Genomic DNA, 25,372 nt, shown 5'->3' with positions numbered 1-25,372 from the left:
GGTTTTCGGCGTTATGATCGCTTGCGAAACCGTATTCTCTTGCATCATCAATTCAAACATCAAACATTCGGGGTAGGATAAGAGGGGCTCGCCCTCCTATGCCACCCCAACATTTGACTAAGAACCAGTAAAAGAAGCTTTTTGCCCTTTAAGAAAGTTTACTTGCAATAAGCAAAAGCTTGTGATGATATTACATTTTTTCCTGTAGTACGAATAGGGTTCAAATAAAAACGGGGAAGTGATGGGATTGGGGTCAAGCAATCGTCAGACGGATGACTGGAATGCGAAACTTTATGATGAGAGGCACCGTTTTGTATCAGCATATGGGGAAGATCTTATTCAATGGTTAGCGCCGAAGGAAGGGGAATGCGTTCTTGACCTTGGATGCGGAACAGGAGATTTAACCGAGCAAATTCATCAGCTAGGGTCAAGGGTAATCGGTGTTGATGTGTCAGAGTCAATGATCGAACAAGCCAAGGGAAAGTTCCCTCACCTTGATTTTCAAGTGGCAGAAGCGACAGACTTGAGCTTTTCTGAAACATTCGATGCTGTATTCTCGAATGCTGTCTTTCACTGGATAAAGGACGCAGAAGAGGCCTTAACGGTCATTTATCGTTCACTGAAGCCGGGTGGAAGATTTGTAGCGGAATTTGGCGGAAAAGGAAATGTGGAGACGATTGTGAACACTTTAGCAGATGCGATGAGTCAGGCCGATAGCCGTTGGTCAAAAGAGGAGTTACCATGGTTCTTCCCAAGCATTGGTCAAGCAGAGATTGTGCGGTTTGTCGAAGCGGAAGTGAAGGACGCGTTATTTGATGGAACGAATTGGTGGGCCGATTATAAGCGGATACGCGTGGTAGGTATGAAGCAGCTGTGACAAGCGAACGTTTTTATCATGCACGTGATTCAATCACCCCATTTATGTAGTATGAAATGAACAGGAAAAGGGGCTTGAAGATGAACAAAGAGGATGCACTACGATCGTTTGTAAAAGAAGTAAAAAAAGGAAAACAACAATTAAAAGACAAGCGTTTTGAAGAAGGAATCCAAACGTTGACCCCGTATATCGAGCTTTTCCGACAGACAGATGTGGCCGAACCGCAAGTGTTTGTTTCCTATGCCATTGCTCAGTTACGAACAGGTGAATTTGAAGGGTTTCTTCGTACAGTGGAAGACATTAAAGGGATGGAATTAAAGACAGAAGCGGAAGTGAAGGCCGTTGAAAAATTAGAAGGCTTTTTGCATGATGTGCTGGCTCAATTGGCAAGTAGTGATAAACAGTTATAACGGGACGTGCGCAACTGACGGACAAAGGGCATAAGATGGTATGAACACCTATTAGAAGGAGTGTCACGATGAACGTTTATACGCATGGCCCTTACTATAGACAGTATGGATATATCGGAACAGGGGAACGCTTTTATCCTGCCGTCCTTCCCTTTTTAGCCGGCCTCGCCGTTGGACCGTTATTATTTGGTGGAAAGCCTTATGGAGGGTACGGACCAGCTTATGGCCCTTCGTATGGCCCGAATTTTGGCCCAAATTACGGTCCAAATTTTGGTCCGATGTATGGTCCTCCTAGCCAGTCACCTTTTGGCTACTATAAATAAATCAGCCCTATGCTTCTTGGTTTTTGATTGAAAGAACGATGAATGGAAGGCTGGCTCTTGTGTCATGTGATTGACAAGAGAGCCAGCCCCTTTGTTTAGTCTTTTTTCTGTTGACTTATCAATTGTTGTATCGTCTTTACATATGGGGAAAGACTTTTCAATGCTGGTCCTAATGATTGGGCCAAGCGAAAAATGTGTTCCATCTGTTCAAAAGTAAGTGGTAGTGCTGGAGCTGCATTCGTTTCTTCTTGCTTCGTTTCTCCTTCTGTTTTTGTTTCTTCTACGGTGCTACCACTTGTGCTTTCCTGAGGGTTTTCCTCAGCAACATCGGTGCTTTCAGGTGGCCGTCCGAACATAAGATCGGTGAAAAAATCTCGCTCCTCCTGATTGGACATCGTACTGACTCCTTTCTCGATCCGTTTCTTCTACTCGCTACTTAGTATATGCGCCATGAGACCATGGGTGTAGGGCGATCATCTTGTATGAAAGGTAGCTTTTGAAGAATGGGGATATAGTAGACAGGGGGAGAAAAATAAGATAAAATTTAGTAGTAGGTACTAATAATAACTCGTAATCCCTACGAGGAATGATCGTATATTAGAAAGGGGTCCTAGCTAGTGACCAGAGCAGGAATTCTTGGAATTGGAAGTTATGTGGGAGAGCATGTCGTAACAAACAAAGATTTTGAGAAACGGATCGATACGTCAGATGAATGGATCCGCACACGTACTGGTATTGAGGAGCGGCGTTTTGCCCCTGACAATGTAGACACATCAGACATGGCCTATGAGGCATCCGTCAAAGCATTAAAAGCTGCAGGAGTCTCAGCGGAAGAGATTGACCTTATTTTAGTCGCAACTGTTACACCAGATATGCCATTCCCGACTGTTTCAACATTGGTTCAGCAACGTTTAGGAGCCAAAAAAGCGGCAGCGATGGACATTAGTGCAGCATGCGCTGGGTTTATTTACGGATTAGCAACTGGACAACAATTCATTGAAAATGGTGGATATAAGCACGTCCTCGTCATTGGGGTCGAGAAGCTATCAAAAATTACAGATATGACAGACCGGAATACAGCCGTTCTTTTTGGTGATGGGGCTGGAGCCGCCGTCATGGGGGCAGTCTCTGAAGACAGAGGAATCCTTGCATATGAGTTAGGAGCGGACGGGGAAGGCGCTATGCATATTAATCAAAAAGGGGAGTACATCCAAATGAATGGGCGGGAAGTGTTTAAGTTCGCCGTCAGACAAATGGGTGAATCAGCGCTGAGCGTCCTTGAAAAAGCGGGCCTATCAAAAGAAGACGTGGACTTTCTTATCCCGCACCAAGCGAACATTCGAATTATGGAAGCTTCCAGAGAACGTTTGGAGTTGCCAGTTGAGAAAATGTCAACGACCGTTAAGAAGTATGGGAACACTTCATCAGCCTCTATACCGATGGCTATGGTGGATGAGTTAAATGATGGTAAAATAAAAGATGGAGACTTGCTCGTACTCGTTGGATTTGGAGCTGGACTTGTGTGGGGTTCATTAGCTCTTAGATGGGGAAGATAAGCATAAGAGGAAAACTGTTGCAAAGGAGAATCGTTATATGAATAGACGTGTAGTTGTTACGGGGATCGGTGCAGTGACACCACTTGGAAATACGGCAGAGGAAACGTGGGAAAAAGCCATTGCCGGCCAATCTGGGGTTGGTCTGTTAACGCGTGTCGAAGCTGCTGATTTCCCAATGAAAGTAGCTGCTGAAGTAAAAGAATTTGATCCGACAACGCATATTGACCGAAAAGAAGCACGGAAAATGGACCGTTTTACGCAATTTGCGGTCGCTTCTGCATTAATGGCGTTGAAGGATGCTGACCTTGAGATCACAGAAGACATTGCACCGCGAGTCGGGGTCTGGATTGGCTCTGGCATCGGTGGGATGGAAACATACGAAAATCAATTTAGAATGTTTATCGAAAAAGGATACCGTCGGGTCAGTCCGTTTTTCGTTCCAATGATGATTCCTGATATGGCTTCTGGACAAGTGTCAATTATAACAGGTGCCAGAGGAATCAACTCTTGCTCTGTAACCGCTTGTGCATCAGGAGCTAACTCGATAGGTGATGCGTTTAAAGTCATCCAACGGGGAGATGCTGATGTGATGATTACTGGGGGCGCAGAGGCTCCGATCACGAATATGGCTGTTGCTGGTTTTAGTATGGCGAAGGCGATTTCAACAAGCGAAGATCCAAACACGGCGTCACGTCCATTTGATGCGAATCGAGATGGCTTTGTTATGGGAGAAGGATCTGGAATTCTCATTCTTGAGTCTCTGGAATCTGCTGAAAAGCGTGGGGCAAAGATTTATGCTGAGATTGTCGGATATGGCGCAACAGGCGATGCTTATCACGTGACACAGCCCGCTCCAGAAGGAGAAGGAGCTGCCCGTGCTATGAAGCAAGCCATCGAGGATGCAGGATTGGCGCCAGAAGACATTCAATACATGAACGCCCATGGAACGAGCACGTATTACAATGATAAATACGAAACACTTGCAGCTAAACAAGTGTTTGGTGACCATGCGAACAAATTGGCTATTAGTTCGACGAAGTCAATGACCGGACATTTGCTCGGTGCAGCAGGGGCTGTAGAAGCGATCTTTTCGGTGAAGGCGATTGAAGAGGGGATTGTTCCTCCAACTATTAACTATGAAACGCCAGACCCAGATTGTGATTTGGACTATGTTCCAAATGAAGCAAGAAAGCAGGACGTGAATGCTGTATTAAGTAACTCATTAGGCTTTGGTGGACATAACGCCACTCTCGTCTTTAAAAAATATCAATAGAAAAGGGTCGCCTTCAAGGCGACTCTTTTTACTCTTAGGAAGGAGAAAACCTCGGCTTATGAAGTGGATGAGCAGCCGAGGTTTTCTCCATTTGTATCATAAGCGCTGTTTCTGATTAAAAAATTCACGGGCAAATTGGAGTGCATCCTGTTTGTTTTCGATTGTCCCTTTTAATTGTTCGCATTCATGCAGTAATAGGCACTCTTTAAATAAAGGACTGGGTTTCATCCCTAGTTCCATTAAGTCATGTCCTGTCAAAAGAGGTTGGAGCTGTTTACGTTGATGCAAATACAAGTCGAGTACCTTTTGCATTTCCTCGCCTGATGACAGGGCATAAAAGCGAAGCGGCTCCTCAGGCACTTGATATAGCTGCTTATGCAAATAGTCCGTTGAAAAACGAGTCATATTAGTTAACCGTTTTTGGATGTCCTCAATGTTTTGTAAGAACCGCTGCTCCATAGCTGTGATGGCGAAAGGAACGAGTGAAGCCTTCCAGTTGTCCTCAAGAAATCCAACCGTTGCAATTGCTTGAAACCAATGAAGTGGCTCTCCATTTTGTTCTTCCTGCAACCGCGAAAGATGGGTGGCAGAAGAAGAAGAAAACGTAAGGCCAAGCAATGCTTGCCAAACATGCAAATCTTCAAGCTTTGAAAACGAGCTGACCGGATCTGTCTCGTGACAAAGAAGCTTTAGCTCGTGGACAATCCGTTCTGGTGATACGTTAGCCAAAGCATTCGTTAATGCTGGCTGTGTGGCTAAAGCGAGGTTAGCTGTCTTTTGTTCAAATCGGTAATTGAACCGGCTGACAAAACGAACCCCCCGAAACAAGCGGGTTGGATCATCGATAAAGCTCTGTGAATGTAATATCCGTATGAGCCCATTCGTTAAATCATGACGGCCGTGAAAAGGGTCCACAAGTTGGCCGTAAGAGGCTGGATGTAAATGAATGGCCATTGCATTGATGGAAAAATCGCGCCGAGCCAAGTCATCGGTTATGTGAGAATGGCGAATCGTGGGTAACGCGGCTGGCTTGGCATACGACTCGGCCCGAGCGGAGACAATATCAAGCTTTAAGTTTTCAGCTCCAACCCAAGTGGCGGTGGCAAATGGTTCATGATGCTTGACCTTGCCACCTAAGACATTTGCAACATTTTGGCTAAAGGCGAGTGCATCCCCTTCTATTACAAGGTCTAAATCTCCACCAGGTACCCCTCTTAGCATATCACGAACGGTTCCGCCAACAAGGAAGAGGTTCATTCTTAATTTAGCGGCCATCTCGCCTAATTTCTTTAACAATTGCAAATGATCGTTTGTGAGTGTGTGGTTCATTAAATCAATTAGATTGTCAGAGTGATAAGATTCTTGATGTTCTTCACTCATTGTCGGACTCCTTTATGTTCCATTTTCTTTCTATTAGTGTACCAAAAAACGGGGGTGGGAAGAAAATAGCTTCACTATGACTGATAAATTAGCCCTTTTCTTCAATGATGAAGCCTTTTAACGGTTCACCCGGTGGATCATAGGGAGACATTTGATGCGAATTTGGCACTTGAAGTTGACTTATCGTATGATACTGCTTCAAAAGCAACGACTTAAAGCGTTTTAGTACTGCCATCACTAGCGTTGCATTAAATAAAAAAAGATTTGTCAAGGTGTAATTAAATTCAATTTTATTGAATTTATGGTAAATACTAGTCTTCAACTTCATAAAAAAATCCTTATAATTAGATGACAGAAGGTACGAAGTCCTGTCCATATCCTAATTATAAGGAGTAAACCTATGGACAAGAATAACACAAAAACGGTTTTTAAGGAATACATTCAACCGACAGACATGAAAGTCATTTCTAAAATCATTGATCAAATGCAAGTGGATAAATATGTTAAAAAACTAGATAGCCTCACCTTTATCAAACTCTTTATTTATGCTCAATTGAAACAGTTATCAAGTCTAAAGGAAATTAGTTTTAAAGTGCGGCATAAGAAAAAATTACAAAAAGAACTTGGATTAAAAAGCATCAGTAAATCCCAATTATCCCGTAAACTTTCTGATTTGCCACCAGAGATTTTTGAATCCATCCTTCATCATTTAGTCCAACAGATCCACCGGGAATTCGGGAAGGAAAAGGGAAATGCTTTATTAGGCAAAATCCATCTCATTGATTCTACTACCATCTCTTTTTGTCTTAGCCAGTATCGATGGGCTCATTTCCGAAATACAAAAGCGGGAGTGAAAATACATACCCGTGTCGTTATTCATGAAGGGGAGATTTCCCCGGATAAGATCATCATCACCCCTGCCAGGCGGGCAGATTCCACACAACTGGATGCCTTGATGGTCATCGAAAAGGATGCCCTTCACGTATTTGATCGGGGATATTTCGATTTCGATAAGTTTGACGATTACTGTAAAAATAACGTTCGGTTTTGTACTCGAATAAAAGATAACACGGTCATCAAGGTTATTGAAGAACTGCCTGTGGACCCATCTTCCGATATTCTTCGTGAGGCGGTGGTCAAGCTAGGAAAAATGAAATACCCTCTACGATTGATTGAAACGCTGGACAGTCAAGGAAACAAGATCTCGATTATCATAAATGATGCAAAGATGAGCGCAGAGGAAATCAGTGATCTTTATCGAAGCCGCTGGCAAATCGAGTTGTTCTTCAAATGGATGAAGCAGCATATGGTTCTGAAAAAATGTTATGGAAAGAGCGCCAATGCCGTTTACAACCAAGTCTATATCGCCATGATTACTTTCTGTTTAACTTTATTAATGAAGAAGAAAGTGCGTTATCAAGGAACTCTCCTTGAGATGCTTGAGTTTATAAAAGAATATTGGTGGAGAAGCTTCTCTGTTTTTCTAAAGGAGCTATTTAAAAAGCCCAAGCGATCATCAAAGGGTCGAAGGCGACTTGATCATGACCGGATTTTCAACGAAACCTTAGCACAATTTGAAGATGGTGATACCCAACATTTAAACGACCTAAGTTATGACCCTATCTACTAATTTGTAAAAAATTGGATAAGGACTACCTTCAAACAGACCCCCCTTATCCTTTTGACTTGATTACCAAGAAAAAAATAAAACTGAATATTTCGTAAAGTTATAAAATGTAATAATTATCAATAATATTCCATTTCTGTACCCTTGACTTTGTCTTCACTTTTTTGTGCAACGCTAGTGTACTGCCATAGTATCTTGGTCTGATGTGGATAACTGACAACGAAAAACATCAATGTTAAGTGTAAGGGTGCCGTTGTCGTTTAGAAGCAGGCCGAGAGCCTCCAACTCCTTTTGATGTTGTATATGCAATGCTTGGATGTCATCCATGTAAGATGTTTGAAAAAGTTGATCAAGTTTACGAATACTTTTCAACGTCTCATTGTACTTACAGATTAATGTACACGTTTGAGAGATGAGCTCTTCTTTATTTGTCCCAATGGCTTGTAGCGTGTGATAAAGCTCTTTTTCATGAAAATAAAACGATTTAAACACTTGCTTTAGCTCTTTTAAATATTGCTTATATCGTTCGTAGGAGAGGACAAAATTGTTAGATGGTTTCGCTGTTTCATTCGCCGTTCGCTCTATTGGTGGAGGCGGTTCCACTTTTCTTACACTATCTGATGTTCCCAATGGATTGACATAGGTTGCTCGGTAACCTGTCCGTGTTGAGGAAGTGCGGCTAATTCTCCTCATAGATTCACCTCCCCTTGGAAATGAGAAACACTTTCCCTACTTTCAATTTATCAAGAAATGTAGCCAAAGAACAGAAAAAAGTGACTCACACGCCTCATGGGACGGTCAGTCACTTTATACTCAGTCGTTTGTTATTTTGCAAAGATGTGATTTCCGATCACGATCGTTTGTTGACGTGTTGAAACGTAAGGGCTTGTGGCTGTTTTTGGGTTATAGAAATAGAGAGAGCCATTCCCTTGCCCACGGAATTGAAGGGCTTCATCAACTGCTCGTTTGGCCTCATCATTGGCTGGGCGTTGAATACGTCCATTTTGTACGGGAGAGAACGCATAGTATCCACTGTTGACTTCGTTGATAACATCTGTCACATTATCGGGAAATGATGGGTGGTCGACCCGATTTAAGACGACAACAGCAACAGCAACTTTTCCGGCATAAGGTTCTCCTTCTGCTTCGGCATGTACGAGACGTGCAAGTAAGTCTCGTTCAGAAGCTGTTACCCGTGCAGGGATTGTTAGCTGTTCTCCACGATAAATAGTATTGGAAGAACGTTCGTTAATACGTTTAATAGCTTCCATAGGGACGCCGTATTGCTCACTTAATAAATAGAGAGTATCTCCAGATTGAACTTGGTGTTTAGAATGACTTGCTTCTGCTTTATTGGTAAAAAGCGTGAAAGACAAAATGATACAACTGAATAACAATACAAATTTCATCATAATATCGTTTGTACCTCCTCTTGCGATACTAACAATCTATCAAAATGATACTAGAAAAGCGCGGTCTAAATTTTTCCAAAACGAAATAAGATTGGCCGGAACCCTTGACATTACTTAACTAAGCAGCCTATTTTACAAGTTTGTAACGAAATGTGGGGAAACCTAAAAAATCTATAGAAAAAGAAGAATCTGAACGATCGGAAAATTAGAATGATCCTTGTCATCGCAAGGTTTCGAAGCAAATGAGGTGAGAGTATGGGAGGATTGATGAAATAATTACCATGTTGAAAAGGCGTGCACCTATGCTAGCATGTTAACTGTTCAAACGAACAAAGCAACAAAAAAATCTAGGAGGTACAAAATATGAAGAAACTTCTAGCCACTACTTTATTAGTAGGAGCAGCTTTTGTAGGTTTTTCAGGACAGGCAGACGCGGCAGGAAAAGATCAGTTACCATTCCATATAGATTCAAAGGTTATCCAATATCAAGGAAATAGCGTAGAAGATCTCAACAATATTTTAAAAGAGATTGCAGAGCGCTATAACATCAATGTGGAAGACTTGAATTTAGATCAAATCAACCTTGATCAATTCCAAGTGCCTAAGCAAGGACAAGCTCCAGCTCCAGAACAATCTGAGCAACCAGAGCAACAGGAACAGCCAACAGTTGACGTACCACAACAGGAAGCTCAACCAGTTGAAAATCGTACACCTCAAACATCTGCCCCTGAAACATCGACTGAGCGTACCCAAGGGTTAACTCAAGATGAACAGCGGATGATTGATTTAGTGAATGAAGAGCGCCAAAAGAACGGATTGCAGCCATTGAAAGCAAATCTTGAAATTACAAAGGTTGCTCGTGTGAAGGCGCAAGATATGATCGATAACAACTACTTCGATCATAACTCTCCAACGTACGGTTCACCATTTGACATGATGCGTCAGTTCGGTATTGAATTCCGTACAGCGGGTGAGAACCTTGCAGGGAACCAAACGGTTGAGGCTGCCCATCAAGCGCTTATGAATTCTCAAGGTCACCGCGCAAACATCTTAAGCCCGAACTACACTGAAATTGGTGTCGGTGTTGTCGAAGGTGGTCCTTACGGTAAAATGTTCGTTCAAATGTTCAAAGGTTAATAGAATTAGTATGAAAAAACTCCCTTTAAGGGAGTTTTTTTCATACTAATTTACCATCAAAATGTTACATATATGCAAAAGAACTGTAACCTTTTACTGATATCATTAGTACGATATTATATTTTACTTTAAAAAACTTACTCTCTATAAATGATTAAAGGATAAAATAACTTAACTTCCGCCCTAAGACTTAGCGGTAAAGCTGAACTTTTCTACAAGTAAGGAAAATATAAACAAAGATGTCTAGTGAAAAGCACCAAAATGAGATGAATCACGAGAGCTTCCTACAATTTACATCGGTTTGCAAGCTCATCGTGATTTCTATATCTCCATTGCTCCGAACCATTACATACGGTTTTAAGCGGGCACTTTGTGCTTTTTAATTGTTTGTGTAAAAAAAGGAGATTCATTATGAGGCATTTATTCCGTGTATCTATTCTATTATTTTTATTTTTTGTTTCCCTTCAATTTTCTGTTCAAACGAATGCTTCTGCTTTTGTTTCAGAAGGTGAAACATTAAACGATGCTCATTTTCATCTAAATAGTGAATCGGTGCTTCTGATGGACCAGCTCTCGGGACAAGTGTTATATAGTGAACACGGAGATAAAAAAATGTACCCTGCTAGCATTACGAAAATTATTACAGCTTTGATTGCAATTGAAGAAGGGGATTTAGATGACATCGTCACGGTTAGTAAAACAGCTACGGAGGTCATCGGAACCCGGGTATATCTAGTCGAAGGTGAAGAAGTGACGTTGCGAAAGCTCGTTCAAGGTTTAATGATCAATTCTGGGAATGATGCAGGTACGGCAATTGCTGAGCATTTTGACGGAAATGAGGAGGCTTTTGCTGAACGTATGAATCGTTTCGTCCAAGTAAAGATCGGGGTTGAGAACACTCATTTTACAAACCCACATGGCCTGTTTGATAAGGAGCATTATACGACAGCCTATGATATGGCTATGATCACAAAGTATGCGATGGAAAACGAAAAATTTCGAGACGTCGCTTCAACAAAAGAGTTGGAATGGATCGGTGAAGGATGGGAGACGACGATCTACAATCATCACCGCCTTTTATGGGATTACCCTGGAACTACGGGTGTTAAAAATGGATATGTGTCACAATCTGGTTACACTCTTGTAACGACTGCGGAACGAGATGATCAACAGTTAATTGCCGTCACGTTAAACGCGCCAGGTGCTAGCTTTTCCTACAATGATACGATGACGTTGCTTGATTATGGATTTGAACATTTCAAGACGGAGAAGATTAAAGCGGGAGAACGATTTGTAGATTCAGATGGAAAGGAATATGAACTAGCAAAGGATTTCTACTTCAGTATCCCGGAAGATGAGCTATTTGGTATCTCTTTGGAAGAGGGCGGGGTTTTAACGGTAACTAACCATAACGGAGAACCTGTCGCAGAAAAGCATTTAAAGTTTTTAGTACCTGAAGACGATATGTTGGTTGCAAGCCAAGAGCCAGTTTCCACTGAGAAAGAAGGGAAAGGAAACATTTTTGCTCGCTGGTGGGCCTCACTCATAGAGTGGATTTCACCGGCAGAGGAAGAAGGGGCTTTTGCTAAAAGCACTTAAAACGAATCACTGGTGAACCCCCGTTCACCAGCGATTGTATCTTTTTTCGTACCAATCCTTCTCAAATTCGGCTCTTCCTACTTTATTTATAGACGAAAAATCATTCAGCGAAAAGTACCCATTGTCATCAACTCGTTAAATCTCTATTCTAGCATTCAGTCCTAAAAAAGCCGTTTAATATTCAACATTTGGTAGAGTCAAAAAAGAGAGGATGTCTCATCATTCGGTCTGCCCACAGCAGCCTTTTTGAGACATCCTCTCCCTATTTGCCTATCGATCCTTAACTGTATAAGAAAAACTGGGATCTAAGGCTCCACTTAGCTCGACTTCGTTTCCGAACGGGTCGACGACGACTGCCTTTTCCTCAACAACTTGGCGATACACTTCCTCATCGTATGCGAGCAAGGCATGTTTTACCTTCGCACCCTGAAATAATGAGAGGGACACACCGTTTAGCTCTACCTTCATCCGTCTCCTCCTCTATTGTGATCATTAGATGTTTCGTAATTTCACTTCATCAACGAAATGATGGAGGCCTTTTTGCAGCACTAAATCCGCTCGATGCTTCGTCGGTAAAATGTTTTCATGTAAATTTACACCGTTGATGTTTTTCCAAATAGAGGTGGCAAATTGCTCTGCCTCGACTTCAGATAAATGGCGAAAGCGATGGAAATAAGAGTTCGGATCCTGAAAGGCGGTGTTTTGCAATAGCTTAAAGCGTTCGATGTACCATTGGAGAATTTGCTCCTCCTTAGCATCGACATAAATCGAGAAATCAAAAAAGTCAGAAACGAACACATTCGGTATATGATGGTTTCTCTTGTTGACTTGTAACACGTTAATTCCTTCAACAATGACAATATCAGGCTCATGAACGACTTGATAGTCCCCCTCCACAATATTGTATGTTAAATGGGAATAAACAGGTGCTTTTACGTATGGTTCACCAGCCTTTACATCGGATAAAAAACGAATGAGAGCGGGTAGGTCATAGCTTTCAGGAAACCCTTTTTTGTCCATTAATCCTCGAGCCTCTAGCGTTTCGTTCGGATAAAGAAACCCATCAGTTGTCACAAGATCAACATGATGATGTTCTGGCCAAGCTTTAAGTAGTTTTTGTAGGAGTCTTGCAGTCGTGCTTTTGCCGACGGCTACACTCCCTGCAAGTCCGATAATGAACGGGGAGCGATTTTTCCCATGGTGAAAAAAACCTCTCTTCTGCTGCTGTAACCGTTGGTAAGCGGTTGCATGAACGTGTAATAGCTCAGCAAGGGGAACGTAAATATCTGCTACTTCGTTTAAGGTAATAGGTTCATTTAAACCAACCAACTGCTCTAGTTCCTGCTCATTAATCGGAAGGCTTGAAGCTTTTCGTAACGACTTCCACTGACTGCGAGAAAGTACGGTATATGGAAAAAAGTCACATGCTTCTATCGTTGCCATACGTTTGCTCCTTTTTGCATCAAATAAATATCGTTCATTGTACACTATTTTTCTAAAAAACGATACACCTTTATAGAGGATGTTCAAAAAGCCCGTGATTTATCGGTGGCAAATGACTCGTTGTCCTGTCTTATTTAGGGATGATACGAACGCATGAAATTGTTTTAAAGCGAGCGTCTTGATTCTCTTCATTGGTCCTTTTTGCTGGCTCCACCCTAACCTATTGAAAGTATTGGTAAATGGCGGCTAATTGATCGAGCTGCTCACGATAGAATCGAAAATGTGTAAAACGTGTTTCCTTCCCTAAATGGTTCCCCTTGTTCATTGAGTTGACTCACTGTTCGATCGTATGTTTGAACAAGGTCGTAATAGACGTCACGCTGCTTTTCTCGTTCAGTTTTCATTTAGAGAAAGCCTCCCTTGCACAAGTATCTTTATTCAGTGTAGCAAAATAAGGACAACTAGTATAAAAAATTGCCCGGTCATTCTTTAGGAAATCCCCATACAATAATAATAGCAATTAGGATCGTGAGGTGAGACTGATGGGGGTTGTCCGCACAGATAAATGGCTCAAGCGGTATGTTGTTCAATGGCCGAAAGCGCAAGTAGCGGGTGAGAAGTTTGAGCTTCAGCAAAAGTTAATCATCTCGCTACTAAAAGATGCTTTTCATACCGATCACCTCGATGAATTACAGCAACAGCTTCTAGGACAAGGATTGTTTTTACCAACGGATGATATTGAACTAAGCTACCGTGCGTTACAGGATCGAGCCATTTGGCATTTGGTTCATAAACAATATACAGAACTTAGAGAAAAGTGGAAGGGGCCTAATGTTCCGATCTATCTTTTTCCCGTCAATACAGCAAATCCGACGATTCGTGAGCAATTAGGAATGAAAATGGGTGTTAGTTACCGTGACAAGATTGTATTGTTTATTGGTGAAATGACTTCTGATCAAGATGTTCAAGCCCTTGTGACACACGAGTACCACCATTGCTGTCGGCTCACCCAATTGAAGCTGTATGAAGGGACGATGACCCTTCTCGAATCAATGGTAATGGAAGGTCTAGCTGAAAAAGCTGTGGCCGAAGAAGTGGGACGTGATGCACTAGCAATTTGGACATCACGGTACGACAAAGCGGACCTCCATTCGTTATGGGCGCTTCTTTTAGAGCAACGGATGATGAAAGGACGGGATCGACATTATCCATATTTATTTGGTGGAGTAGGGGGGATTCCTGAATGGGCTGGGTACTATTTAGGCTATCGTATTGTTGATCAGGCGATGAAAAATGATCCTACGCTAACGACAACCTCGATGATGAAAATGGAAGCAGAGACGATTTTGCAGCGTTCTTTTTCTGCAAAACGGGGAAGAGCTGTTGCAGTGAGAGGTCGAGAAATTTCTCGTGATCACTCATGATTCGCTTCGTGTTAGCCTTCATTGGCCTTTGTGCTGGTTTGTATGGCTGCATTAGTTTGCTCGCGTATTTAAGCTTACTGACGACAGGCTACAGCTTTACTCATTATGTCCTATTTATCGTGTTTCGTTTTGAACTGTATCTCATGATTCTCGGTTTTAGTTTATTTGTAGCTGCCTTACTTTTCCCCGATATTCGTCGACGAAAAAGAAGAGGAAGATACTAGTAGCCGTTGAATGTTTATAGTGATTGTGGAATAAACTGGCTTCCCTCTGACCATACTGTTGATACAAATAACTGAGCAAAGGGGGCTAATCGAATGGTTCATATGCGAGACGTGTGGGTAAACTGGTTCGAAGGTGAAGAAAACGGGTATAACGTCTGTGATTTCTTTGAATGGAGAAGCGATGACCGAATTGAAGTATTAGATCAAGTGGTTGTGGTTCGTGTCAGTCCACCGCTTTTTGATTATATCGAAAATCAAATGAGCGATCTTCCAGAGGATTTGTTACAAGATGTGTATCAAAAAAGCTATTTGCGAAAAAATATGTCACGAATACAGCTTGATTACGCCTTTGTGGCGAGTGATGGTGAACGAATCATTGCCGTTGATACGATGGGGTACAAAACTCCGATTCGCAAAAGTCGTCTTACTCCCCGTCAAGAGCAGCTCGTTTATGAATTGCTTCAAAATGAATCGGACATTTGCTACGATCTTCAAGGACACGAACCGAAAAAGGAACACCACATTCTTTCGCCAGATCCAATGGAAATGAAAGGGCTGACAAGGAAGGAACGTCAGTTGAAGCAACTACTTTATATGGCGTTGGATCAACTATTTACATCAGGAAATGAGGCAGAAATACGGTATTGGTTAACGGAATGGGAGCCTGACAGGTACGATGAAATTCAAGGAATGGATCATCATCAGGCGTGGGAGACGCTTTACCGTGACGTTCGACAAGGTTGGAGTGAACACCATTATCATTTTTGTGAGTCTTTAATCAAAGGACAAGCTTTCTTTGAGAAATTATGGGAACTTGAACACGGTGAGAGCGTGAAGTGATAGAAGGTGGAACGATTCCACATTCTATCCTCTCTACGAGGCATTCCGGTTACCTTTACACAAGATGAGCCCTTCCTTTATAATGTACATAACGGATTTTGTAGGGGAGGGGAAGCGACGATGGATACGATGGACGGTTTTGCCTATGGTGTTATGCAAGTGTTAACCGTTGTCCTACTTGTAGGAACAATTGGTCTGTCCCTGTTTGTGGGGAAAATATGGAAAAAGAATAATGGGTATTAAACAAAAAAGCAACGGAAACCGTTGCTTTTTTGTTTTATGACTCTTGTTACTACCGGCGTTTACGTCCCAAGCCCATGGCGCGCTCTGCTTTCTCGAGCGTTTTTCTTGCAACACGATTCGCTTTATCAGCTCCTTGATCAAGGATGTGGTCAAGCTCTTCGGACTGGATGAGCTGTTCATAGCGTTCTTGAATCGGCTTTAGGGTGTCAACGACGACTTGAGCCAACGACTCTTTAAATTCTCCATACCCTTTACCCACAAATTGTGCCTCCACTTCTTCAATCGATGCTCCTTTGCAAAGAGAGTAGATGGATAGGAGATTGGAGATGGCCGGCTTGTTTTCTTTATCGAATTTCACAATTCCATCAGAATCAGTTACGGCACTTTTGATTTTCTTCGTAATTGTCTTTTCGTCATCAAGCATAGAAATGTAACTTTTCGGATTCGGATTAGATTTGCTCATTTTTTTGCTTGGATCGTTTAATGACATAATACGTGCCCCCACTTTCGGGATCTGTACCTCAGGGATCGTGAAAATGTCATTGTATTTTTTATTAAAGCGTTCCGCCAAGTCCCTCGTCAGTTCTAAATGCTGTTTTTGATCTTCACCTACGGGGACGATGTTTGTGTGATAAAGTAAAATGTCAGCGGCCATTAAAGGTGGGTAAGTAAGCAAAGATGCCGAGACGGCCTCTTTCCCATCTGATTTATCTTTAAACTGGGTCATCCGCTCCAACTCGCCGATATAAGACACGCACTGCATCATCCAACCAAGCTGTGCGTGGGCAGGAACTTCAGATTGGATGAAAAGGGTCGCCTTGCTCGGGTCAATCCCGACGGCCAAATAGAGAGCGGCTAAACTACGAATGTTTTCCCGAAGCTTGAGCCGGTCTTGTGGAACGGTAATCGCATGTTGATCAACGATACAAAAATAGCAGTTATAGTCTTCTTGCAATGAGACGAAATGCTTCATTGCTCCGAGATAGTTGCCAAGTGTCAACGTGCCGCTTGGCTGAATTCCAGAAAAGACGGTTTTTTTCACGATTTCGACTTCCTTTCAGATAGATGATCATCGTTCAGCTGACGACTATGTATGCTCTTATCTTAACGAATTGCATGCCGCTCGTAAACTTAGTGGAGCCACCGTAAGTTTTTAAGCATCGGTATGTTTTTTGCTGTAACGTTCCTTTAAGCGCAACACCCATAGGACGAGGTTTAAAGCAACTAAAATAAAAAAAGGTATGTGGTAACGAACGTCTGTAGTGTAGGAATAGATGACGAATCCCACTAACAGGAGCACAGCGACAAGCTGATACATTTGAAGCTTTGTCATGAGTAAGTCCTCCTTTAAGCATGTTTTTGAAACCTTGGACATACGTTATTATAACAGGTTTGTCCTTGGTAATGTCAAAAGTTCTATGAAAACTCACTAGGCATTCAGTTCTTTTCTCTTTTGTGGGTGGAGGAGCCCCGCAATCGCTCTTGACAAACACGCCAATGGTTTTGACTAAGGCTAAACAAGGGCGAAGGGGACAAAAGAAGGCATACCAAATAGCCCTTGGTTATTTCCATTTTAAACCATTGGCAAGTTCGGTTTGTCAAGAGTTCGCTACGCCGATTGCTGATGTTAGGGCTCAGCTAAACAAAAGCTAGGCAGTCTGATCAATCAACCATTGTTGAGCTAAGTCAATCAGCTTGGTCCAGCGTGCTGGCATGTTTGGAAGTTGTTCTAACTCTGGAATGAGAACAGGAACTTTACCTTCCAAGGCTGAATGCGGTCTTAGAAAGTTGAAGTAAGCCACAAATAAGGTCACAAATGATACGGATCCTTGTTCTGACCCGAATCCGTGAGTGGATCGGTAGTTGCCTTTAAAGGTTCGATTCAGTCTCTCAATAATCTGTTTTAGCGGTCTATATTCCTTGGAGACTTCATCTTCATTGGTTAAGCCGATGACTTGTATTACGTCAAATGGAATCTCATGTTGGGAAAAGAAATGCTGTGCTAACAAGTAGATTGGGTTTCCATCGACAACGAATGTAAGGTTCTCAGGAATCTCTTTCAGCTTAAGTAATACTTCGTCAATCGCTCGAATGGCGGTCGCTGTGTCTCGATTTGGTGAGACAGGGTATGAGAGAATCACCTTTTTCACCGCATCAAAAAAGAAAAACAGATAGTGCCAACGACCATTCACACGGATATACGTTTCGTCACCACAGAATTGATCTGAAAGCTCATAAGGGTAGTGGTCGACGTAAGGCTTAAGCGTAAGTGCTACACTGTTTTCGTAGTTTAAAATGCTTTGGTGAGAAATGGATACACCATGAATATCTTTCATCAGTGCAGCTGTTTTACGAGCGGATAGCCCGTAATTCACGTGATACGTCAGAATGAGTCCAAGTGTATGTGGAGACACATAAAGCCTTGATAAATCGACTTTTGGCTTCTTGGGTGAATGTTTCGCTAACGGTTGATAGTCAATGTGAAACTGGCGGTAAATATACCGCATTTTAAAGGCTTGAGGGTCTTCTTTGAACCGTTTTTTCTCTTTTTGTGACATTCTACTCAATTTCTTTTGGTAGTAGGAACAGTCATTGTTTTTACACTTAAACACATTAAAGTCTTTTCTTTCCTTGATTTTTTCAAGAGTCTTGGCACAGTGAGGGCACTTAAGGATGGCCTCTTTGAGATAGCGGCTTTTTTGATTAAAAAGACAGGAACACACCTTACATTGAAACTGTCCTTTCCCTCCATTATTGGCATACAAATACTCGGATGGAGCACCACACTTTGGACATTTCATTGACGCAGGAACAGGTGTTGAATTAGAACGTCTCTGTACCGGTTTAAGAGGCTTTCCATTCGCCGCCAGATGCTCAGTTAATAACTGTTTAAAATCAAGTTTTTCTGGTACTTCAATGATCGGCAGATCGTCGACTTGAAGTTTCCGATAAGGTTTGTTCACTGGCGCTTCTATTGGCTTATCAAACATGCTTTTCCCAATCAGTAGGGTAAGCAACGTTCGAATCATTTGTTCTTGATAGTTTATTAACATAAGTAAATAGGTTATAATTTGAGGTAACAACTTGTCACATCCTTTTTTCTTAAGGGGATTGATGTCGTGTGGTTACCTCATCAATACCTTAGAATTCAGGGGGGTGGCAAGTTTTTTGCTTATAAAGCCCTCTAATATAGGATTTATTAACCTATTTCTATATAAAGTTTTGACAATACGTTGTCCTTTAAAGGGGGATTGTCATGAAAGGAAAGCAAGCATTTTACCGAAGTTTTCTTATTCTTGCCTTATGTACCGTCGGTTACTTTTACAGTCAATCAGAGCACGTTTACCGACCAGTCGATAAGGAAGCGATCACGACATTTAATGAAGGGGTTCAAGTAGGACAGCGCGCAGTACCGTTTTCCTTAACAACGCTTAAGGGTCAGGTTGTTGACCTATCTTCACTACACGGACAACCAGTCATTCTCCATTTTTTTGCTACGTGGTGTCCTGTCTGTCAAGATGAAATGCCTTCTCTTGTCAAGCTCGATAAAGAGTACAGGCAAAAAGGTGGACAATTCCTTGCGATAAACTTGACCAATCAAGAGTCTTCTATTAAAGATGTCCGAGCATTTGTCCAGCATTATCGCGCGGAATTTGATCCGTTACTCGATACAGATGGAGAGGTCATGGAGACTTATCAAGTGATCGGCATCCCGACAACGCTTATCCTAGATGAAGAAGGAACCATTGTAAAACGATATAATGGAGTGCTAACAGAAGAAATCATGGACGAAATAATGGACATCCACTAAGTTAAGGCTTAGTGGATGTTTTCCTTTTTTGTTCCACTCATTGAACGAAAATAAGATAAGAAGAGAAAAAATAAAAGACAATCAATACGAGCGAAGGCATTAAATACATCCGTTTCGACTGCTCGGCCGGGCGGAGCAACGCATAAAGTGTCATCAAACATAAAATGCCGACAGCTGCTGCGGTAAGCTGGTGAACAGGCGAAATGGCAGCAATGATTGAGCCTGGTCTATAAAGAATGTCCGAAACCCCTAAGATTAAAAAGTTAAACAAGTTGCTACCGAGGACGGAACCGAGTGCAAGGTTGATGTTCTTCAATCGCAGGGCGACGAACACCGATACCCCTTCAGGGAGAGAGGTGGTTGCGGCAATGAGGAAGCTGCCAACAAAGCTGGAGCCCAGCCCTGTGACGACAGCAATTTCGTCCCCTGTTACCGTGAGAAGCGTTCCAGCTCCCATGATGACTATAGCAGATATAGCAAAACCGATCATTGCGTGTCGTAAAGAAACATCTTTCTTTACCGGTCGATTGTCCTCTTGATCAATTGTTTGACTTTCAGGCACAGGATCATTTCGAACCGCTGAAAGTAACTTCATTCCAAAGGCGTAAACCACGATCAAAACAAGCATATCGATCCCGATCCCTAAAAGCGTTACGTCTAGTCGTAAGGTAATGGCGATTAACGTAACCATTGCAAGGAGAAGCCCGATGCTAGCGGTAAAAAAGTGAGATGTATCAGCTCCACGAAACAGTTGTGCCCGCCGAAAATATAAGTCTAACGTAGCTAAAATTAATAAATTAAACATATTGCTTCCTAATACATTCCCAACGGCAAGATCGGGGTTATTTAAAACGATCGCAGACACGGTCGTTGTAATTTCCGGCAATGATGTAGCCCCTGCTAAAAAAATGGTCCCGACTAGCATCCCACCTAATGTTGATTTCTCACCGATCGTATCAGCATAGTTGGAAAGCTTAATTGCGGTAAGTATTGTGACAATGGCGGCGACGATAAACCAAACGAACACCATGAGACATCCCTCCATTTGCGCAAATAAAAAAACTCTCTTGAAGAGTGTGCCCGAATTGCACGATCTTCAAAAGAGTAAAATTGGTCGTCAAACCGTTTTTTGATAGAGGTCATGTTCCTGTAGTGCTTTGACGATAAGCTGATCTAAGCGGTGAAGTGCTTCTAACGCTTTCTCGTCTGAAATGGTTCGATAATGGTGGCGGCCCTTTGGTTCTTCGTCTGCTTCATCGGCAAGAGCAACAACTTTTTGCAACGGACTGAGCTCCAACTTCCCCTCTGGTAAATATGAATCAGTATGGAGTAAGATGGCGAGAGCAATTTCCTTCGCCTTTTTCGGGTGCTCGCCTAAACGGATGAGGAGTTTGTGTGCTCGCTCGGCTCCTTTAATGGCGTGGATGTCGTTCTCTTTATATAAGTCGTAATCCCATGAACCATTACGATACCAAGTATAGTGACCAATATCATGGAGAAAGGCTGCTTTTGTTGCCAGATCAGGGTCGACCCCGTATTGTTTGGCCAGTTGAAGCGCATGGTACGCACAAGCGATTGCATGTGCCATCCCGGAACGCTTGACGTATTTTTGTGTAATATGGTGATTGAAAAGCTCAACGAACGTGACACGATGCATGGATCTTCCCTCCTTTGTATTTTTCTTCCTAACACGATGTAAAATAAATGAACATAAAAAAAGTGTATTTTTTCTATTATATAGAGGTGGGAGAAAGGTTGCAACATCTTTTTCACTTTTTAAAAAGATGAACTTCGATAAAAGGGGCAAGCTCAACGAGATTTTTATGACTTTATTTGATATAATGGGTCATTATGATGGAAAAGTAGGTGGATGCTGAAATGGGAACGACCCACATATTTTCACGCAAGGAAGAGTTGGCGAATGCGATTACCCACGGAATCGGTGTCGTACTTAGTTTAGCTGCTCTAGTGGTGCTAATCGTTTTTGCCAGCCTTTACGGAAGTGCGATGCACGTAGTTAGCTTCACTGTGTACGGTACGACGATGCTCATGCTTTATTTCTCGTCAACGATGTTACACAGCCTCCCAGAGGGAAAAGTAAAGGATATTTTTGAGGTAATTGATCATGCGGCAATTTATCTTTTTATTGCTGGGACCTATACACCTTTATTGTTTATTGTTGTCCAAGGAGCCCTCGGATGGACGCTATTTGGAGTGGTTTGGGGCTTGGCGGTCGTCGGCATTGTGTTTAAAGCATTTTTCGTCAAACGTTTCCTATTTCTATCAACCGCTTGTTATGTTGCGATGGGGTGGCTTGCAGTCATCGCTTTCCGTCCGATCATGGAAACATTACCATCAGGGGGGATTGCATGCTTAGTTGGTGGTGGAATCGCTTATACTGTGGGGACCATTTTCTACGTATGGCGCGGATTTTCCTATCATCACGCGATTTGGCACGTGTTCGTGTTAATTGGTAGCATCCTACACTTTGTTCTCATCTTGTTTTACGTGTTGCCAATCGGTTGACCGATGACGATATAAAACAGGGAAGTGCGCCTCAACCAAATGGAGGCGTGCTTTTTTCGCTTCCAATAAGCGATGTTCACGAATGAAAGGGAGAGAAGATATGCTAAACATGAGGGAGGGATTTTATGTACGTAACATTAAAGGAGCTAAGTGATTATTTGGAACTCCCTGAAGCATATTTAGAAAATCAAATTCAAGCAGGGCATGTAAAGGCTTACTTTATCGATGGAACTTACGTCGTTAATCAAGCTTCGTTTGCATGGTATAAAGAGCAACTGGATAAAAAGCGAGAAGAATCGCGTCGTGAAGAGCAAGAGCTACCGGAGGATTGGGATGCGAAAGATGAAGATTGAGAAAGATGGAGCCATTGGTTTACCTTTTTGGAGTGGATGAATGCAATCGTAAAGAAGGGGAGCAAGGGGAAAATAAGCCCTTTGCTCTTTTTTGTAATCCGCAAAGGCTGGACTGATGAACGTGTAGGAAGGTTCAAGGGGGATGATGTTGAGATTTTACCCTAGCTGATCGTGAATGGTTTATGGCGTCCTCGATGGCCGATTATCGAAAAATTCATTGATTAACGGCGATTTATGAAACCAACGATCAAGCGTATACTATACATATCCTACGTGCTGGAGGTTGACAAACATTGAATTGGTACGAAAAGCTAAACCAATACTTCCCTATTGAAGAGATGAAGTCCAAGGAACATATGGAGTTACTTTTAAAGGAAAAGTCAGATATTTATCATAAGGATGAAGGTAAAAATCATGTTATGATGTATGTAGAAACAGATGATTTTATTTTTGTGGATTATTTGTTTGTTTCGAAAGATGCGCGTGGACAAGGACTCGGCAAAAGGTTACTCAATCAGTTGAAAGAAAAGGGGAAGCCAATTATCCTTGAAGTAGAGCCGCTTGACTACGAAGATTCTGATTCTGAAAAGCGACTGCGCTTTTACGAGCGAGAAGGTTTTAAGCATGCTGAATCAATCGGTTACAGCAGACGTTCACTGGCGACAAATGAAGTCAACGAGCTAGAAATTTTTTATTGGTCACCAACGGATGAATCAGAAGAAAGTATTTATGAAAAAATGAAGCATACGTATGAGACGATTCATACGTATAAGGATGAAGAGCTATATGGTGCTTCCTATGAAGATGTGGATCAGGTGCTTACATTTGATGAATCTAAGCAGGAGGACACACAGCTTTAGTTCTTCCCATTATCATACCCTTTCGGTAGCAGAGGTGGTTGTCCATGAAAAAGCGGACGAAAGCAAAGCAAAGAAAGAAAAGGGAGTTGCTGAAGGAACTCCTTAAGAAAAATCTAAAAAATTTAAAAGCTCCTAGACGTGGACCTGCCACTCAATCGACGAAGCGATAACGTACGAAGCCCTAAACCTAGAGAAAACTCTAGGTTTTTTTATAAGCAAGTAAGTCTAATCGTGAGATACCTTGCGCAAGGGGCTGAGATCATCCGTTTGCAGCTCACCTTAATTTTTTTATCTCCGTTGCTCAGGACAGCCGGTGCGTTTTTAAGTAGGCGTTTTGCATTTTTCTAATAAAATTAAGTTCATTTTTTATACTTTTCGTTATACGAAGGAATAGACGAATTCAAATGTTTTTGTTAAAATTGTAACTAAACATACACAAATGTATAGAAAGTCGAATGGGTTTTCGTTTAAAATAGAGAGAGAACGGGAAAGATCCCTATGTGTGTTTTAGTCGTCTCGTCTATATTTGGTTATTGGATAGTAGTTTTAGCAATAAATGCTATGCACAACTTGTCTATTCATGTATAATAAGTTTCGTATAAGCAGGAGCGAGTTGGCATAGGAGTTTAATTCCGAAGGGAGAGGTCCGGACGATGGTTACTCTTTTAACATCACCGAGCTGTACGTCTTGTCGTAAAGCAAAAGCTTGGCTTGAAGAGCATAATATTCCGTTTGAAGAACGAAACATTTTTTCTTCCCCACTAACAGTTGAAGAAGTGAAGGAAGTCGTACGTATGACGGAAGATGGTACGGACGAAATCATTTCTACACGTTCAAAAATATTTCAGGAGTTGGATGTTGAGCTAGAAGCATTACCTTTACAAACTCTGTTTAAAATTATTAGTGAGAATCCTGGTCTGTTGCGACGTCCGATCATTTTTGATGAAAAGCGTCTACAAGTAGGATACAATGAAGCTGAAATTCGTCGTTTCCTACCAAGAAAGGTTCGTACATTCCAACTACAGGAAGCACAGCGTTTAGTAAACTAAATGAAAATTAGTCACAAAGTCAGCTTGTGTCATGCAAGGTGGCTTTTCTTTTTATTTTTGCAAGTATAACCAAGTGCTAAAACAAAAGCGATAACCGTTACCTGAAAGAAAATCATAAAACCTGGTTGATTAATAAACAGGGGAGCTAGCATCGGTTCATGCGTAATCATGCGCGAGGCTGTAAAGGCTAATATTCCTGCACCAATGTAGACAATGATCGGAAATGTATCAAAAAGAACGAGAATGAGTTTGCTCCCCCAAATGATGATTGGGACAGAGATCAATAGGCCAGTAATGACGAGAATGGGGTTCCCATGAGAAGCGCCAGCGATTGCCAACACGTTATCAAATCCCATGACACAATCAGCAATGACGATAGCTTTTATCGCACTCCCTAGTGTGGGTCCTGTGCTAATTTCTTGCTCACTGTTGTTATCGACTAGCAATTGAAAGGCAATATAAATCAAGAGTGCACCACCAATGCCTAATAAAAATGGAATCTCCAATAGCTGAACTGCAACCATTGTAAGGAGCACGCGAACGAGTAGTGCAAGGCCAATTCCAATCATGATCGCTTTATTTCGTTGCTGCTTCGGTAAGTGACGGCACGCGAGAGCAACGACGATAGCGTTATCTCCACCTAAAATGAGATCGATGCCAATAATTGTGATCACAGATAGGATAAAGTCTAAATCGAACAAGTTGTATCACCCTTTGGCTTTAAAGATTGCTAGAACGTAGATCCTTGACATTTGGAGCTATATCGTTGAGAATGAAAAATTATAGACGGTGTTGCTTGTCTACTAATACAATCTATACAAATTGGCGTAAATAAGAACTTGAAATTATCGAAGAGTAGGTCCAGTCCTTAACATGACAGTCCATTCGTAGAAATTTTCATAAAAATCTTTGGAAATCGGGTTTTTTCGTTTCCAATCCAAGCCGATTTATCATAAAATAGAGGTAACAAAAAGACCAAGCTTTTTTGGTTTTACACCATTTTAG

The 25,372-nt window shown here is 41.9% G+C and carries 32 protein-coding genes; 18 read left to right on the top strand and 14 right to left on the bottom strand.

Going from position 1 to position 25,372, the window contains the following annotated elements:
- The first annotated feature begins 241 nt into the window (after positions 1 to 241).
- The 3 genes from E2L07_RS09280 (at position 242) to E2L07_RS09270 (ending at position 1,610) form a co-directional block, all read left to right on the top strand.
- Positions 242 to 877: a class I SAM-dependent methyltransferase gene (locus tag E2L07_RS09280; RefSeq protein WP_134229417.1), complete on the top strand. Its 636-nt coding sequence runs from the start codon at positions 242 to 244 to the stop codon at positions 875 to 877.
- Positions 878 to 957: 80 nt separating this feature from the next.
- Complete coding sequence (locus E2L07_RS09275; protein WP_010899033.1) at positions 958 to 1,287, top strand: hypothetical protein; 330 nt, start codon at positions 958 to 960, stop codon at positions 1,285 to 1,287.
- 68 nt (positions 1,288 to 1,355) lie between these two features.
- A complete protein-coding gene (locus E2L07_RS09270) occupies positions 1,356 to 1,610 on the top strand; it encodes a hypothetical protein (protein WP_053430669.1) in 255 nt (84 codons plus the stop codon).
- Positions 1,611 to 1,705: 95 nt separating this feature from the next.
- Here the strand turns inward: E2L07_RS09270 and E2L07_RS09265 are convergent, their stop codons facing one another.
- Positions 1,706 to 2,005: a hypothetical protein gene (locus tag E2L07_RS09265; protein ID WP_010899031.1), complete on the bottom strand. Its 300-nt coding sequence runs from the start codon at positions 2,003 to 2,005 to the stop codon at positions 1,706 to 1,708.
- 222 nt (positions 2,006 to 2,227) lie between these two features.
- Between E2L07_RS09265 and E2L07_RS09260 the strand changes: the two genes are divergently transcribed.
- Positions 2,228 to 3,166, top strand: a complete 939-nt coding sequence (locus tag E2L07_RS09260; protein WP_053430670.1) for a beta-ketoacyl-ACP synthase III — start codon at positions 2,228 to 2,230, stop codon at positions 3,164 to 3,166.
- Positions 3,167 to 3,203: 37 nt separating this feature from the next.
- Positions 3,204 to 4,439 (top strand): beta-ketoacyl-ACP synthase II, encoded by a 1,236-nt coding sequence (gene fabF / locus E2L07_RS09255; RefSeq protein WP_053430671.1) that lies wholly within the window; start codon positions 3,204 to 3,206, stop codon positions 4,437 to 4,439.
- A gap of 96 nt (positions 4,440 to 4,535) precedes the next feature.
- On the opposite strand, the gene E2L07_RS09250 is transcribed toward fabF, so the two are convergent.
- Positions 4,536 to 5,819, bottom strand: coding sequence for a CCA tRNA nucleotidyltransferase (locus E2L07_RS09250; protein WP_134229416.1), 1,284 nt, complete (start codon positions 5,817 to 5,819; stop codon positions 4,536 to 4,538).
- A gap of 88 nt (positions 5,820 to 5,907) precedes the next feature.
- Positions 5,908 to 6,147 (bottom strand): hypothetical protein, encoded by a 240-nt coding sequence (locus tag E2L07_RS09245; RefSeq protein WP_134229415.1) that lies wholly within the window; start codon positions 6,145 to 6,147, stop codon positions 5,908 to 5,910.
- Between the two features lie 72 nt (positions 6,148 to 6,219).
- On the opposite strand from E2L07_RS09245, the gene E2L07_RS09240 reads away from it, so the two are divergent.
- Positions 6,220 to 7,449: an IS4 family transposase gene (locus tag E2L07_RS09240; protein ID WP_134228582.1), complete on the top strand. Its 1,230-nt coding sequence runs from the start codon at positions 6,220 to 6,222 to the stop codon at positions 7,447 to 7,449.
- A 171-nt stretch (positions 7,450 to 7,620) separates the two neighbouring features.
- On the opposite strand, the gene E2L07_RS09235 is transcribed toward E2L07_RS09240, so the two are convergent.
- Both E2L07_RS09235 and E2L07_RS09230 read right to left on the bottom strand, forming a co-directional pair.
- On the bottom strand, positions 7,621 to 8,139 hold the full coding sequence (locus E2L07_RS09235) for a hypothetical protein (protein ID WP_134229414.1): 519 nt from the start codon (positions 8,137 to 8,139) through the stop codon (positions 7,621 to 7,623).
- Between the two features lie 131 nt (positions 8,140 to 8,270).
- On the bottom strand, positions 8,271 to 8,858 hold the full coding sequence (locus tag E2L07_RS09230; protein ID WP_010899026.1) for a cell wall hydrolase: 588 nt from the start codon (positions 8,856 to 8,858) through the stop codon (positions 8,271 to 8,273).
- Positions 8,859 to 9,221: 363 nt separating this feature from the next.
- On the opposite strand from E2L07_RS09230, the gene E2L07_RS09225 reads away from it, so the two are divergent.
- Positions 9,222 to 9,995 carry a CAP domain-containing protein gene (locus tag E2L07_RS09225; RefSeq protein ID WP_134229413.1) on the top strand — a complete coding sequence of 258 codons (774 nt, stop codon included), beginning with the start codon at positions 9,222 to 9,224 and terminating at the stop codon, positions 9,993 to 9,995.
- A gap of 411 nt (positions 9,996 to 10,406) precedes the next feature.
- Entirely contained in the window at positions 10,407 to 11,594 is a 1,188-nt protein-coding gene (locus E2L07_RS09220; RefSeq protein WP_134229412.1) for a D-alanyl-D-alanine carboxypeptidase family protein, read from the top strand.
- A gap of 270 nt (positions 11,595 to 11,864) precedes the next feature.
- Here E2L07_RS09220 and E2L07_RS09215 read toward each other — a convergent pair whose 3' ends face one another.
- From E2L07_RS09215 to E2L07_RS20795, 3 genes are all read right to left on the bottom strand, one after another.
- On the bottom strand, positions 11,865 to 12,062 hold the full coding sequence (locus E2L07_RS09215; RefSeq protein ID WP_010899023.1) for a hypothetical protein: 198 nt from the start codon (positions 12,060 to 12,062) through the stop codon (positions 11,865 to 11,867).
- A 24-nt stretch (positions 12,063 to 12,086) separates the two neighbouring features.
- Positions 12,087 to 13,037 carry a type I pantothenate kinase gene (gene coaA / locus E2L07_RS09210; protein WP_134229411.1) on the bottom strand — a complete coding sequence of 317 codons (951 nt, stop codon included), beginning with the start codon at positions 13,035 to 13,037 and terminating at the stop codon, positions 12,087 to 12,089.
- A 263-nt stretch (positions 13,038 to 13,300) separates the two neighbouring features.
- Positions 13,301 to 13,441 carry a hypothetical protein gene (locus E2L07_RS20795; protein WP_153231710.1) on the bottom strand — a complete coding sequence of 47 codons (141 nt, stop codon included), beginning with the start codon at positions 13,439 to 13,441 and terminating at the stop codon, positions 13,301 to 13,303.
- A 138-nt stretch (positions 13,442 to 13,579) separates the two neighbouring features.
- On the opposite strand from E2L07_RS20795, the gene E2L07_RS09205 reads away from it, so the two are divergent.
- From E2L07_RS09205 to E2L07_RS21515, 4 genes are all read left to right on the top strand, one after another.
- Positions 13,580 to 14,461, top strand: a complete 882-nt coding sequence (locus E2L07_RS09205) for a DUF2268 domain-containing putative Zn-dependent protease (protein WP_134229410.1) — start codon at positions 13,580 to 13,582, stop codon at positions 14,459 to 14,461.
- Complete coding sequence (locus E2L07_RS09200) at positions 14,458 to 14,685, top strand: YuzI family membrane protein (protein WP_041820753.1); 228 nt, start codon at positions 14,458 to 14,460, stop codon at positions 14,683 to 14,685. The genes E2L07_RS09205 and E2L07_RS09200 overlap by 4 nt, the downstream gene beginning before the upstream one ends.
- Positions 14,686 to 14,778: 93 nt before the next feature.
- Positions 14,779 to 15,525 (top strand): YjbA family protein, encoded by a 747-nt coding sequence (locus tag E2L07_RS09195; protein WP_010899019.1) that lies wholly within the window; start codon positions 14,779 to 14,781, stop codon positions 15,523 to 15,525.
- 120 nt (positions 15,526 to 15,645) lie between these two features.
- On the top strand, positions 15,646 to 15,768 hold the full coding sequence (locus tag E2L07_RS21515) for a hypothetical protein (protein WP_010899018.1): 123 nt from the start codon (positions 15,646 to 15,648) through the stop codon (positions 15,766 to 15,768).
- A gap of 49 nt (positions 15,769 to 15,817) precedes the next feature.
- Here E2L07_RS21515 and trpS read toward each other — a convergent pair whose 3' ends face one another.
- The 3 genes from trpS to E2L07_RS09180 all read right to left on the bottom strand — a co-directional run bounded on the left by trpS (position 15,818) and on the right by E2L07_RS09180 (position 18,851).
- Positions 15,818 to 16,810, bottom strand: a complete 993-nt coding sequence (gene trpS / locus E2L07_RS09190) for a tryptophan--tRNA ligase (protein WP_010899017.1) — start codon at positions 16,808 to 16,810, stop codon at positions 15,818 to 15,820.
- Positions 16,811 to 16,921: 111 nt separating this feature from the next.
- On the bottom strand, positions 16,922 to 17,101 hold the full coding sequence (locus tag E2L07_RS09185; RefSeq protein ID WP_010899016.1) for a hypothetical protein: 180 nt from the start codon (positions 17,099 to 17,101) through the stop codon (positions 16,922 to 16,924).
- A 316-nt stretch (positions 17,102 to 17,417) separates the two neighbouring features.
- The gene (locus E2L07_RS09180; RefSeq protein WP_134228568.1) at positions 17,418 to 18,851 is read right to left on the bottom strand and encodes a DDE-type integrase/transposase/recombinase; all 1,434 of its coding nucleotides are present in this window, start codon (positions 18,849 to 18,851) and stop codon (positions 17,418 to 17,420) included.
- Positions 18,852 to 19,024: 173 nt separating this feature from the next.
- Between E2L07_RS09180 and E2L07_RS09175 the strand changes: the two genes are divergently transcribed.
- Entirely contained in the window at positions 19,025 to 19,579 is a 555-nt protein-coding gene (locus E2L07_RS09175; protein ID WP_134229409.1) for a TlpA disulfide reductase family protein, read from the top strand.
- A gap of 37 nt (positions 19,580 to 19,616) precedes the next feature.
- On the opposite strand, the gene E2L07_RS09170 is transcribed toward E2L07_RS09175, so the two are convergent.
- Entirely contained in the window at positions 19,617 to 20,609 is a 993-nt protein-coding gene (locus E2L07_RS09170) for a sodium:calcium antiporter (RefSeq protein WP_010899014.1), read from the bottom strand.
- Between the two features lie 87 nt (positions 20,610 to 20,696).
- Positions 20,697 to 21,236, bottom strand: a complete 540-nt coding sequence (locus E2L07_RS09165; RefSeq protein WP_053430681.1) for an HD domain-containing protein — start codon at positions 21,234 to 21,236, stop codon at positions 20,697 to 20,699.
- A gap of 221 nt (positions 21,237 to 21,457) precedes the next feature.
- Between E2L07_RS09165 and trhA the strand changes: the two genes are divergently transcribed.
- The 5 genes from trhA to spxA all read left to right on the top strand — a co-directional run bounded on the left by trhA (position 21,458) and on the right by spxA (position 24,367).
- Entirely contained in the window at positions 21,458 to 22,105 is a 648-nt protein-coding gene (gene trhA / locus E2L07_RS09160; RefSeq protein WP_010899012.1) for a PAQR family membrane homeostasis protein TrhA, read from the top strand.
- A gap of 125 nt (positions 22,106 to 22,230) precedes the next feature.
- A complete protein-coding gene (locus E2L07_RS09155) occupies positions 22,231 to 22,458 on the top strand; it encodes a hypothetical protein (protein ID WP_010899011.1) in 228 nt (75 codons plus the stop codon).
- 293 nt (positions 22,459 to 22,751) lie between these two features.
- Entirely contained in the window at positions 22,752 to 23,318 is a 567-nt protein-coding gene (locus E2L07_RS09150; protein ID WP_134229408.1) for a GNAT family N-acetyltransferase, read from the top strand.
- A gap of 44 nt (positions 23,319 to 23,362) precedes the next feature.
- Complete coding sequence (locus E2L07_RS21510; protein ID WP_010899009.1) at positions 23,363 to 23,488, top strand: hypothetical protein; 126 nt, start codon at positions 23,363 to 23,365, stop codon at positions 23,486 to 23,488.
- A 483-nt stretch (positions 23,489 to 23,971) separates the two neighbouring features.
- A complete protein-coding gene (gene spxA / locus E2L07_RS09145) occupies positions 23,972 to 24,367 on the top strand; it encodes a transcriptional regulator SpxA (protein WP_134229407.1) in 396 nt (131 codons plus the stop codon).
- 29 nt (positions 24,368 to 24,396) lie between these two features.
- On the opposite strand, the gene E2L07_RS09140 is transcribed toward spxA, so the two are convergent.
- Positions 24,397 to 25,068, bottom strand: coding sequence for a TerC family protein (locus E2L07_RS09140; protein ID WP_010899007.1), 672 nt, complete (start codon positions 25,066 to 25,068; stop codon positions 24,397 to 24,399).
- Between the last annotated feature and the right edge of the window lie 304 nt (positions 25,069 to 25,372).

This window comes from Halalkalibacterium halodurans, assembly GCF_004376175.1.
Taxonomy (GTDB): domain Bacteria; phylum Bacillota; class Bacilli; order Bacillales; family Bacillaceae_D; genus Halalkalibacterium; species Halalkalibacterium halodurans.
Note: the sequence above shows the minus strand (reverse complement) of the source record. Positions and strands in the feature narration are given on the sequence as shown.